Annotated in this window: 6 protein-coding genes, 2 tRNA genes and 3 rRNA genes; all 11 read right to left on the bottom strand. The window is 47.5% G+C overall.

Going from position 1 to position 12,589, the window contains the following annotated elements; all coding sequences use genetic code 11:
* Positions 1 to 27 precede the first annotated feature (27 nt).
* The 11 genes from radA to CEF17_RS17060 all read right to left on the bottom strand — a co-directional run bounded on the left by radA (position 28) and on the right by CEF17_RS17060 (position 12,543).
* Complete coding sequence (radA, locus tag CEF17_RS17110; RefSeq protein WP_100400572.1) at positions 28 to 1,425, bottom strand: DNA repair protein RadA; 1,398 nt, start codon at positions 1,423 to 1,425, stop codon at positions 28 to 30.
* 186 nt (positions 1,426 to 1,611) lie between these two features.
* The gene (gene clpC, locus CEF17_RS17105; RefSeq protein WP_100400571.1) at positions 1,612 to 4,068 is read right to left on the bottom strand and encodes an ATP-dependent protease ATP-binding subunit ClpC; all 2,457 of its coding nucleotides are present in this window, start codon (positions 4,066 to 4,068) and stop codon (positions 1,612 to 1,614) included.
* A gap of 25 nt (positions 4,069 to 4,093) precedes the next feature.
* On the bottom strand, positions 4,094 to 5,170 hold the full coding sequence (locus tag CEF17_RS17100; RefSeq protein WP_100400570.1) for a protein arginine kinase: 1,077 nt from the start codon (positions 5,168 to 5,170) through the stop codon (positions 4,094 to 4,096).
* Positions 5,170 to 5,706, bottom strand: coding sequence for a UvrB/UvrC motif-containing protein (locus CEF17_RS17095; protein WP_054637148.1), 537 nt, complete (start codon positions 5,704 to 5,706; stop codon positions 5,170 to 5,172). Before CEF17_RS17095 ends, CEF17_RS17100 begins: the two co-directional genes overlap by 1 nt.
* A gap of 28 nt (positions 5,707 to 5,734) precedes the next feature.
* A complete protein-coding gene (locus CEF17_RS17090; protein WP_100400569.1) occupies positions 5,735 to 6,202 on the bottom strand; it encodes a CtsR family transcriptional regulator in 468 nt (155 codons plus the stop codon).
* Positions 6,203 to 6,332: 130 nt separating this feature from the next.
* Entirely contained in the window at positions 6,333 to 7,040 is a 708-nt protein-coding gene (locus tag CEF17_RS17085) for an MgtC/SapB family protein (protein WP_100400568.1), read from the bottom strand.
* Positions 7,041 to 7,330: 290 nt separating this feature from the next.
* Positions 7,331 to 7,447, bottom strand: a 5S ribosomal RNA gene (gene rrf / locus CEF17_RS17080).
* A 79-nt stretch (positions 7,448 to 7,526) separates the two neighbouring features.
* Positions 7,527 to 10,467: ribosomal RNA gene (locus CEF17_RS17075) — 23S ribosomal RNA — on the bottom strand.
* 241 nt (positions 10,468 to 10,708) lie between these two features.
* A tRNA-Ala gene (locus tag CEF17_RS17070) sits at positions 10,709 to 10,784 on the bottom strand.
* 8 nt (positions 10,785 to 10,792) lie between these two features.
* A tRNA-Ile gene (locus tag CEF17_RS17065) sits at positions 10,793 to 10,869 on the bottom strand.
* A gap of 106 nt (positions 10,870 to 10,975) precedes the next feature.
* Positions 10,976 to 12,543, bottom strand: a 16S ribosomal RNA gene (locus CEF17_RS17060).
* The 16S, 23S and 5S rRNA genes sit together here with 2 tRNA genes alongside, the layout of an rRNA operon.
* Positions 12,544 to 12,589: the final 46 nt, after the last annotated feature.

Here is a 12,589-nt window from a genome sequence, read left to right as displayed (position 1 = left end):
TTTTGGCCGCTTATTTTACCTTCCTGTTTACCACGGCCTCTGGTTTCCTTCAGAGGTTACCTGAATAGCTTCCTCTAAGGTAGAAACCCCTACAACTTCAATTCCCTCTGGTACTGTCCAGCCTCCCATGTTTTTTTGAGGGATAATAGCTCGTTTAAAGCCAAGTTTAGCTGCTTCACCGACTCGCTGTTCTATTCGAGATACGCGGCGGATCTCTCCTGTCAGGCCGACTTCTCCCATTACGACGTCGGTCGGGCTGGTAACCTGGTCTCTAAAGCTGGAAGCAACACAAATAGCTATCGCCAGGTCTACAGCAGGCTCATCTAGCTTAACTCCTCCTGCCACGTTTAAAAACGCATCCTGGTTCTGCAGCAAAAGTCCGACTCGTTTTTCTAAAACTGCCATTAATAAAGATACTCTGTTATGATCAACCCCAGTTGCTGTTCTCTTTGGATTTGCGTAGCTTGATGGGGAAACCAAGGCTTGCAGTTCCACCAGCACCGGTCTTGTGCCCTCCATGGAGGCCGCTACAATAGATCCGGCCACTCCTTTAGAGCGTTCCTCCAGGAAAATTTCCGATGGGTTTTTAACTTCTACCAGTCCATGCTCTTTCATTTCAAAGATTCCAATCTCGTTTGTTGAACCAAAACGGTTCTTTACTGCTCTTAAAATCCTGTAAGTATGGTGTCTCTCTCCTTCAAAGTAAAGGACCGAATCCACCATGTGCTCTAACAGCTTTGGTCCTGCAATGCTTCCCTGCTTTGTCACATGTCCAACAATAAAAACCGCAATTCCTCTTGTTTTTGCAATTCTCATAAAGGATGAGGTAGTTTCTCTTACTTGGGACACGCTTCCTGGGGCAGAAGTGATTTCAGCCTGGTGAATGGTCTGTATAGAGTCAATGACCACCATGTCTGGTTCCACTTCATCAATTGCCCGTTCGATATACTCCATATCTGTCTCTGCCAGCACAAACAATTTATCAGCTTGAATGGTTAACCTGTCTGCCCTAAGCTTTGTCTGCTTTACAGATTCTTCACCTGAAATATAAAGTACTTTATGACCCCGAGCTGCCAGGATCGCAGACATTTGAAGAAGAAGAGTAGACTTTCCGATCCCCGGATCTCCTCCTACTAAAACAAGAGATCCTGGTACAATCCCTCCTCCTAGTACGCGATTGAGCTCCATGATAGAAGTATTAATTCTCGCTTCTCTTTCGCCTGAAATCTTGGTTATGGACTGGGCCTTTTGCCTTTTGCCGTCTGTGCCGCTCCCTAACCCTGTCCGGGAAGCTCCTTGCTTTTTCTTGTCTTCAATTTCTTCAACCATCGTGTTCCAGTTTTGACAGCCTGGGCAACGCCCCATCCATTTGCTGGATTCATAACCGCATTCTTGACAAATAAACTTGGTTTTTATTTTTGCCATAGCTACCCCTCACTTTACTATATGTATCCTATAATCTATTTTACCACGCCCTCACAAAATTCCTTGAGAGATAAACTCCCCCCATTATATCCAGAACCTGTTTTAATTTGCCCTTTCCTTCCATGAGAACAAGAGCTAAGTATGTAATAGAAAAGCCGGGAGAGGATCTCCCGGCTTTAAAGGTGATTATGCGTTAGCTTCTGACTCTGACTTCGTCACCACGATATACTCTCCATCTTTTACATCAATGATGGCTTTTCCGCCTTTTTCAATATTTCCTCGAAGTACTTCCTCAGATAAACGATCTTCCACTTGCTTTTGAAGCGCCCGGCGAAGCGGACGAGCTCCATATTCCGGGTCGTACCCTTCATCTGAAATCTTGTCTTTTGCCACATCTGTTAACTCAAAGCTGATACCATACTCCGCCAGTCGTTTCCTAAGCTGTTCAGCCATCAGGACAACAATTTCCTTGATGTGTTTCTTTTCCAGGCTGTGGAAGACGATAATTTCGTCGATACGGTTTAAGAACTCAGGCCGGAAAGCATTTTTCAATTCTTTCATTACCTTATCTCTCATATCCGCATGCTCTTCATCACCAGATTGCGTGGCAAAACCTACATATTTATTTTGTTTTAAGGCGCTTGCTCCTACGTTAGAAGTCATAATAATTGCCGTGTTTCTAAAGTCAACTCTTCTTCCTTTAGAATCTGTCAGGAAACCGTCTTCTAATACTTGAAGAAGGATATTGAATACTTCTGGATGAGCTTTTTCAATTTCATCCAAAAGAATGACAGAATATGGCTTACGGCGAACCTTCTCGGTAAGCTGTCCTCCTTCTTCATATCCTACATATCCTGGAGGTGAACCAACAAGCCGGCTTGTTGAGTGCTTTTCCATATACTCAGACATGTCGATTCGAGTAACTGAGTCTTCATCGCCAAACAAAGTCTCTGCTACAGCACGAGCTAATTCTGTTTTCCCTACACCTGTTGGTCCTAAGAAAATAAATGAACCAATCGGGCGCTTTGGATCCTTTAAGCCAGCACGAGCTCTCCGCACGGCCTTGGAAATCGCTTTAACCGCTTCCTCCTGACCGATCACACGATTATGAAGGATTTCCTCCATACGAAGGAGACGCTCTGTTTCTTCTTCAGCAAGCTTGGAAACAGGTATACCCGTCCAGCTGGCCACTACCTGGGCAATATCTTCTGTTGTAACCTCTGTATTTTCTTGTCCTTGCTTTTCTTTCCATTCATCTTTCATTTGCTCAAGCTCTTCACGAAGATGCTGTTCACTGTCTCTTAAAGAAGCGGCTTTTTCAAATTCCTGGCTCTGCACCGCTGCATCTTTTTCCTTGCGGGTTTCTTCCAGCTTCTGTTCGAGCTCTTTTAAGTTAGGAGGGGCAGTATAAGAGCGCAAACGAACTTTCGACCCTGCTTCATCAATAAGATCAATAGCTTTATCGGGCAAAAAGCGATCTGGAATATAACGGTCAGAAAGCTTGACAGCTTCTTGAATCGCTTCATCAGTAATTGTTACCCGGTGATGAGCTTCATAGCGGTCTCGAAGGCCAATTAAAATCTGGGTAGACTCTTCCAATGTTGGCTCATCAACCTGGATTGGCTGGAACCTCCGCTCAAGAGCAGCATCCTTTTCAATGTATTTACGGTACTCATCCAACGTAGTGGCTCCGATACATTGAAGCTCTCCACGAGCAAGAGAAGGCTTAAGAATATTCGAGGCATCAATCGCTCCTTCTGCTCCCCCGGCACCAATCAGGGTATGGAGCTCATCAATGAACAAGATAATGTTGTTTGCCTGACGAATCTCTTCCATCACTTTTTTTAAACGGTCTTCAAACTCCCCGCGGTATTTAGTACCGGCAACTACCGTACCCATATCAAGGGTCATGACTCGTTTGTTACGAAGAATTTCTGGAACCTCGTTAGAGATAATAGCCTGGGCAAGCCCTTCAGCTATCGCTGTCTTCCCTACTCCAGGCTCACCAATAAGGACAGGGTTGTTCTTCGTCCGTCGGCTTAATACCTGGATCACTCTTTCAATTTCTTTACTGCGTCCGATAACAGGATCTAATCCTTCTTCTTTCGCTACCGCAGTCAAATCTCTTGCCAGACTGTCCAGGGTAGGTGTATTCGCATTAGCAGAGCTTGCGCCGGACGGCTGCTGGTGGCTGCTGCTTGATGCTTCGTTGCTTCCAAGCAGTTGAAGCACCTGCTGTCTCGCTTTGTTCAAGCTAACACCTAAATTATTTAACACCCGTGCAGCTACACCTTCTCCTTCACGAATAAGACCAAGCAAGATATGCTCTGTTCCTACATAGGAATGACCAAGCTTTCTTGCTTCATCCATGGAAAGCTCGATGACTTTTTTTGCACGTGGAGTGTAATGAATGGTTTTTGACCCTTCTTGCCCAGTTCCTATTAAAGCTTCCACTTCTTTTTGGATTTGTTCTGAGCCAAGATTTAGGGCTTGCAGGGCTTTCGCTGCAATTCCTTCTCCTTCTCGGCATAAACCAAGCAGAATATGCTCTGTTCCAATATTATTGTGTCCAAGTCGGATAGCTTCTTCTTGTGCAAGTGCAAGTACTTTTTGAGCGCGTTCTGTAAATCGTCCAAACATCATGATACGGACACCTCCATTTTAAGTACTAATCATTTGTTTCTTCTAATTTTAGTCGTTCACGAATCAAAGTAGCTCTGCGGATGTCCCGTTCATTGGCTGAGAGAGTCTCTCCTGCAAACTGCTGCAGGAAACCAGGCTGTGTCAGAATCATGAGTTCATTAAGAATATTACCCGTTATTCCTTCAATTAAATCCAGGTCTATCCCTAAACGCAAATCAGACAACCGTTTTGCTGCTTCCTTGGATTCTATGATTCTGCTGTTACTAAGGATGCCGTAAGAGCGGAACACCTTATCTTCTATTTGAACCCGCGAAGATTGAAACAGTCTCTCTCTGGCTGTTCTTTCATGCTGTATGACCTGCATGACCACTCCCCTCAGGTCTTCGACTATATCCTCTTCAGACTTTCCTAATGTCATTTGGTTTGATATTTGAAAAAGATTACCTAAAGCTTCGCTGCCTTCTCCGTAAATTCCTCTTACGACAAGGCCGAGCTGGTTAATAGCCGGCAATATCCTGTTTAACTGTTTAGTCATTACCAACGCAGGTAAATGCATCATTACAGAAGCTCTCATCCCTGTGCCTACATTCGTAGGGCAGCTTGTAAGATAACCCCTTTTTTCATCAAATGCATAGGTAACCTTTTCTTCTACCCAGTCGTCCAATCCTCCAGAAAGGACTAGACCTTCACTTAACTGAAAGCCTGGAAATAAGCATTGAAGACGCAAATGATCTTCTTCATTAATCATAATACTAATGGATTCATCTTCACTCAGCATGACGGCTCCATGGATCGAGCTTTCCGCTAAATGAGGGCTGATAAGATGTTTTTCAACCAGCACCTTCTTTTCATTGCTCGATAAGTCTTCCATTTTAAGAAGTTCAAGTTCACCTAAGGAACTGTACCCCTCTTTTCCAAGCTCAGAAGATAAATAGTTCAGCAGTGTTCTTGCAGAATCTTCGTTGGCGATAATAGGAAAAGGATAATCTTCCAGGTTTCTCGCCAATCGAAGTCTCGTGCTTAATACTATATCTGCATCAGGGCCCTTTTGATTTTTCATCCAAGGACTGATGGCTTCTGAAAAAAAACGCTGAAGCGACATCATTCCCCCTCCCCTTTATCTTGAATGCTTTTTTCAAGTTCCCGTATTTGATCCCGGATCTCTGCTGCTTCTTCAAACTCCTCACTAGCTATATACTGGCGCATCTTTTCCCTCAGATCATCTATTTGCCTGCTGAGTTTTAAGCGGCCGCCAATTCGTTTGGGAACCTTCCCTGAATGCAAATGATTGCCACTGTGTACTCTTTTAAAGATAGGGTCAAGCTTTTTATCAAACGCCTGGTAACAATAGGAACAACCAAATCTGCCTTTTTTGGCAAAGGTTTCATAATTCATGCCGCACTTATTACAAACCAGCTGTCTTGGACGCCGGGTTTGAGTGGATGAACTTGAAGACTTAGGAGGCTCAAAATTCAGCAGACCCGATAACAGGTCCTGAATAGAGTAATTCGGTACATACATTGATTCTCCTTTTTCTTTTGCACACTGATCACAGAGATGAACCTCGGTTTTTTTCCCATTTATAATATTCGTAAAGTGAAGTGAGGCTGTTCTTTCCTGGCATTCCTGACAGAGCATCTCCATTCCTCCTCCCCGTTTTGGCGCCTTACTCTCTATATTTCAAGCTTTTCAGCATAGCCTTTAAAATATTTGCCCGCAAAAGGTCGCGCTGGACCGATTGGGATAATGCCAGCACCTCACGTTGTAAGGCTGATATCATTAAGTTAGCCTCTCGTTTTGTGATGGCTTCTTCCTCGTACAAACGCTTAACTATACTTTCGGCAGATCCCTGGTCAATTCCTTTTCCGATCAAATCAATAATTTGGTCGCACAGTTCAGCATGGTCGGCAGGCTTCACCTTAATGATCCGGATGTATCCGCCGCCTCCGCGTTTGCTTTCGACAATATAGCCTTTTTCTACAGTAAAGCGAGTCCCGATGACGTAATTAATCTGGGAAGGCACGCAGTCAAATCGCTTTGCTAATTCACTTCTTTTAATTTCAATTAGATCCTGGTCACTTTGGGTGAGGACAGCTTTTAAATACTGTTCAATTATGTCTGATATATTCCGCATCCCAGTGACCTCCCTTCTCCCTGGCTCGATATTGACCTTGACTATATTTGACTATAAATATAGTACAAATAATTTGAAAATGCAAGTAGAACCCCTCTTTATTATGCCCAAAAAAGGAGCTCTTTCATTCTCATGCTTTTTCTATTCTTAGCTCATGTATGCCGTCACATTCTTGAATTGCTTCGTAAACATGAGCTTGATGAACCTCGTTTTTTCGTTCTATTTCAATTTTATACGCCAATAGGGCTGTTTCGTCTCCTGTCACCTCTTCCATGTTTATTTTGTTTATCTCAACGTCCAGCATTTCTAACGAATATATGACTTGTGACAGCTTGTTTTCCTTTCGGTTTGCCTGCAGATATATAATTTCAAATTGTGAAGGCTTCTTAAAAAAACGGTCTACTTTTGAAAGGTAACGCAAGCTGATAATGACGATTCCTGTGGTTAGTAACGCAGCAAAATACATTCCTGAGCCTGCGGCCAAACCTATTCCTGCAACCACCCAAATGGAAGCAGCCGTTGTTAATCCCCTGACTGAAGCACCTTGGACAATAATTGTGCCCGCTCCAAGAAACCCTATTCCGCTTATTACATAAGAAGCCAAACGGGAAGGGTCAAAAGTAACCAGTTCAGGATTTTCTTCCATATATGGCTGAAATCCAAATAACGCCAATAACATAACAAGAGCAGAGCCAACTCCTACTAAAAGGTGAGTCCGAAAGCCTGCATTTCTATGTTTTTGCTCTCTTTCCAGTCCTACTAAACCAGCGAGACTTGCAGCAAATAATAAGCGCAAGCTCATAACTACATAATCATTGTTGAGCCATTCAGCTTCCATTTACTCCCTCCCCCCCTCTTTGCCAAGGCACACCAAACCTATTTCTCTTTGTGTTTATCTTTAAACCTATTTTCAGGTTCCTACATCTTTTCCTCTTTGCATTACATAATTCCTTCTTCTTTCATTTTGTAATTAGTTCCAAAACCTCGAAAGAAGATAATATTGATTATCTTCTCTTTGAGAGACAAGGAAGAGAAATGGAGGTAAACTCGAAAGGAGATATCAGCAATTCACCCCCAGATAAAAGAACACAAAAAAAAGCACCCATGTTGTGGGTGCTTTCAGAGTTTGCCTGGCAGCGTCCTACTTTCACAGGGAGTTGCCCCCCAATTATCATCGGCGCTGAAGAGCTTAACTTCCGTGTTCGGCATGGGAACGGGTGTGACCTCTTCGCTATCGTCACCAGACATAGAGAACATCGTTCTCTCAAAACTGAATAACAGAGAAGAAATAGAGTATATCACCGAGGCGCCCACCTATTTGTGTTAGGATAAGCCCTCGACCGATTAGTATCTGTCAGCTTCACGTGTCGCCACGCGTCCACCTCAGACCTATCAACCTTGTCATCTTCAAGGGGTCTTACTAGCTTGGCGCTATGGGAAATCTCATCTTGAGGGGGGCTTCATGCTTAGATGCTTTCAGCACTTATCCCGTCCACACGTAGCTACCCAGCTATGCTCCTGGCGGAACAACTGGTACACCAGCGGTGTGTCCATCCCGGTCCTCTCGTACTAAGGACAGCTCCTCTCAAATTTCCTGCGCCCGCGACGGATAGGGACCGAACTGTCTCACGACGTTCTGAACCCAGCTCGCGTGCCGCTTTAATGGGCGAACAGCCCAACCCTTGGGACCTACTTCAGCCCCAGGATGCGACGAGCCGACATCGAGGTGCCAAACCTCCCCGTCGATGTGAACTCTTGGGAGAGATTAGCCTGTTATCCCCAGGGTAGCTTTTATCCGTTGAGCGACGGCCCTTCCATACGGTACCGCCGGATCACTAAGCCCGACTTTCGTCCCTGCTCGACTTGTAGGTCTCGCAGTCAAGCTCCCTTTTGCCTTTGCACTCTTCGAATGATTTCCAACCATTCTGAGGGAACCTTTGGGCGCCTCCGTTACTGTTTAGGAGGCGACCGCCCCAGTCAAACTGCCCACCTGACACTGTCCCTGAACCGGATCACGGTCCGAGGTTAGAATTTCAGTACAGCCAGGGTAGTATCCCACCAGCGCCTCCACCGAACCTGGCGGTCCGGTTTCCAAGGCTCCTACCTATCCTGTACAAGCTGTACCAAAATCCAATATCAAGCTACAGTAAAGCTCCATGGGGTCTTTCCGTCCTGTCGCGGGTAACCTGCATCTTCACAGGTAATATAATTTCACCGGGTCTCTCGTTGAGACAGTGCCCAAGTCGTTGCACCTTTCGTGCGGGTCGGAACTTACCCGACAAGGAATTTCGCTACCTTAGGACCGTTATAGTTACGGCCGCCGTTTACTGGGGCTTCAATTCGAAGCTTCTCCCCGAAGGGGATAACCTCTCCTCTTAACCTTCCAGCACCGGGCAGGTGTCAGCCCCTATACTTCGCCTTGCGGCTTCGCAGAGACCTGTGTTTTTGATAAACAGTCGCTTGGGCCTTTTCACTGCGGCTCTCCGGGGCTTTAACACCCTAGAGAGCACCCCTTCTCCCGAAGTTACGGGGTCATTTTGCCGAGTTCCTTAACGAGAGTTCTCCCGAGCGTCTTAGAATTCTCATCCCACCTACCTGTGTCGGTTTGCGGTACGGGCACCTCTCACCTCGCTAGAGGCTTTTCTTGGCAGTGTAGGATCAGGAACTTCGGTACTATGATTTCCCTCGCCATCACAGCTCAGCCTTACAAGAAGCGGATTTGCCTGCTTCTCAGCCTACCTGCTTGGACGCGCATATCCAACAGCGCGCTTACCCTACCTTTCTGCGTCCCCCCATTACTCAAATGGTGAGGAGGTGGTACAGGAATTTCAACCTGTTTCCCATCGCCTACGCTTTTCAGCCTCGGCTTAGGACCCGACTAACCCTGAGCGGACGAACCTTCCTCAGGAAACCTTAGGTTTTCGACGGAAGGGATTCTCACCCTTCTTTTCGTTACTCATACCGGCATTCTCACTTCAAAGCGCTCCACTGGTCCTCACGATCCAGCTTCTCAGCCCTTTGAACGCTCCCCTACCACGAACACCTGATGGTGTTCATTCACAGCTTCGGTGATACGTTTAGCCCCGGTACATTTTCGGCGCAGAGTCACTCGACTAGTGAGCTATTACGCACTCTTTCAATGATGGCTGCTTCTAAGCCAACATCCTAGTTGTCTAAGCAACTCCACATCCTTTTCCACTTAACGTATACTTGGGGACCTTAGCTGGTGATCTGGGCTGTTTCCCTCTTGACTACGGATCTTAGCACTCGCAGTCTGACTCCCGAGAAATAAGTCTCTGGCATTCGGAGTTTGACTGAATTCGGTAATCCTGTAGGGACCCCTAGTCCAATCAGTGCTCTACCTCCAGGACTCTAACTCGAGGCTAGCCCTAAAGCTATTTCGGGGAGAACCAGCTATCTCCGAGTTCGATTGGCATTTCACCGCTACCCACACCTCATCCCCGCAATTTTCAACTTGCGTGGGTTCGGGCCTCCAACAGGTGTTACCCTGTCTTCACCCTGGACATGGGTAGATCACACGGTTTCGGGTCTACGACCACGTACTATGGCGCCCTGTTCAGACTCGCTTTCGCTGCGGCTCCGCCTCTTCAGCTTAACCTTGCACGGGATCGTAACTCGCCGGTTCATTCTACAAAAGGCACGCCGTCACCCATTAACGGGCTCCGACTACTTGTAAGCACACGGTTTCAGGATCTCTTTCACTCCCCTTCCGGGGTGCTTTTCACCTTTCCCTCACGGTACTGGTTCACTATCGGTCACTAGGGAGTATTTAGCCTTGGGAGATGGTCCTCCCGGATTCCGACGGGGTTTCACGTGCCCCGCCGTACTCAGGATCCACTCCGGAGGAAACGAAGTTTCGGCTACAGGGCTCTTACCTTGTCTCGCAGGTCGTTCCAGACCGCTTCGCCTACTTCGTTTCTTTGTAACTCCAATGGAGTGTCCTACAACCCCAGGGTGCAAGCACCCTGGTTTGGGCTGTTTCCGTTTCGCTCGCCGCTACTCAGGAAATCGCATTTGCTTTCTCTTCCTCTGGGTACTAAGATGTTTCAGTTCCCCAGGTCTGCCTTCTTACACCCTATGGATTCAGGTGCAGATCCTATCCCATTACGGATAGGGGGTTCCCCCATTCGGATATCTCCGGATCAAAGCTTACTTACAGCTCCCCGGAGCATTTCGCTGTTCGTCGCGTCCTTCTTCGGCTCCTAGTGCCAAGGCATCCACCGTGCGCCCTTTCTAACTTAACCTATTAGGTGGTTTGTTTCTAAGTCACGCCTCGAAAGTTCCACTTTCATGAAACTCCGGTGTGATTTTTGGCTCTATTTCTTCTGTTATCCAGTTTTCAAAGAACGATGTATCAAACCTATAAACCTATCTTTCACTTCCCCATCTTTTTTAAAGATAGAGTGATAAAAACAACGATACCTGAGGGCACCGCAAGTGAGATTATTCTAAGCTTACACTTAGATAGATTCATACTTTTATAATTGGTGGAGCCTAGCGGGATCGAACCGCTGACCTCCTGCGTGCAAGGCAGGCGCTCTCCCAGCTGAGCTAAGGCCCCGTAAATGATGGTGGGCCTGAGTGGACTCGAACCACCGACCTCACGCTTATCAGGCGTGCGCTCTAACCAGCTGAGCTACAGGCCCATCATTTATAAAACGAGAGTTATCCTCTCAAAACCGAATGAAAGTCAAAACGTCCGGCCAGGACCCGAAGGTCCCGGTCGTCGATTCGGAAAAAATTACTCCGTAGAAAGGAGGTGATCCATCCCCACCTTCCGGTAGGGATACCTTGTTACGACTTCACCCCAATCACCTGCCCCACCTTCGGCGGCTGGCTCCTAAAAGGTTACCTCACCGACTTCGGGTGTTGCAAGCTCTCGTGGTGTGACGGGCGGTGTGTCCAAGGCCCGGGAACGTATTCACCGCGGCATGCTGATCCGCGATTACTAGCGATTCCGGCTTCATGCAGGCGAGTTGCAGCCTGCAATCCGAACTGAGAATGGCTTTTTGGGATTGGCTAAACCTCGCGGTCTCGCAACCCTCTGTACCATCCATTGTAGCACGTGTGTAGCCCAGGTCATAAGGGGCATGATGATTTGACGTCATCCCCACCTTCCTCCGGTTTGTCACCGGCAGTCACCTTAGAGTGCCCAACTGAATGCTGGCAACTAAGGTCAAGGGTTGCGCTCGTTGCGGGACTTAACCCAACATCTCACGACACGAGCTGACGACAACCATGCACCACCTGTCACTCTGTCCCCCGAAGGGGAAGACCCTATCTCTAGGGCGGTCAGAGGCTGTCAAGACCTGGTAAGGTTCTTCGCGTTGCTTCGAATTAACCCACATGCTCCGCCGCTTGTGCGGGCCCCCGTCAATTCCTTTGAGCTTCAACCTTGCGGTCGTACTCCCCAGGCGGAGTGCTTAATGTGTGTACTTCGGCACCAAGGGCATCGAAACCCCTGACACCTAGCACTCAACGTTTACGGCGTGGACTACCAGGGTATCTAATCCTGTTTGCTCCCCACGCTTTCGCACCTCAGCGTCAGTAACAGACCAGAGAGTCGCCTTCGCCACTGGTGTTCCTCCACATATCTACGCATTTCACCGCTACACGTGGAATTCCACTCTCCTCTTCTGCACTCAAGTTCCCCAGTTTCCAATGACCCTCCACGGTTGAGCCGTGGGCTTTCACATCAGACTTAGGAAACCGCCTGCGCGCGCTTTACGCCCAATAATTCCGGACAACGCTTGCCCCCTACGTATTACCGCGGCTGCGGGCACGGAGTTAGCCGGGGCTTTCTGGGCAGGTACCGTCAAGGTGCCGCTCTATTCGCACGGCACTTGTTCTTCCCTGACAACAGAGCTTTACGATCCGAAAACCTTCTTCACTCACGCGGCGTTGCACCGTCAGGCTTTCGCCCATTGCGGATGATTCCCTACTGCTGCCTCCCGTAGGAGTCTGGGCCGTGTCTCAGTCCCAGTGTGGCCGATCACCCTCTCAGGTCGGCTACGCATCGTCGCCTTGGTGAGCCATTACCTCACCAACTAGCTAATGCGCCGCGGGCCCATCTCACAGTGTTAGGATAAATCCCCACCTTTACAAGAAGATCATGTGATCTTCTTGATTATCCGGTATTAGCCCCGGTTTCCCGGGGTTATCCCAGTCTGTAAGGCAGGTTGCCCACGTGTTACTCTCCCGTCCGCCGCTCATTCCACAAGCTTTGCCCCGAAGGGCGCAGCTTGCTTCCTGCGCTCGACTTGCATGTATTAGGCACGCCGCCAGCGTTCGTCCTGAGCCAGGATCAAACTCTCCGATAAAATGAAGATGTTTGAAACTAACTTAACTTACTTTAATAGAAATTAA

It is taken from the genome of Bacillus sp. FJAT-44742 (assembly GCF_002797315.1).
GTDB classification, from domain to species: Bacteria; Bacillota; Bacilli; order Bacillales; family Marinococcaceae; genus Thalassorhabdus; species Thalassorhabdus alkalitolerans.
The sequence above is the reverse complement of the archived record's forward strand: the minus strand, read 5'-3'. Positions and strand labels throughout refer to the sequence as shown.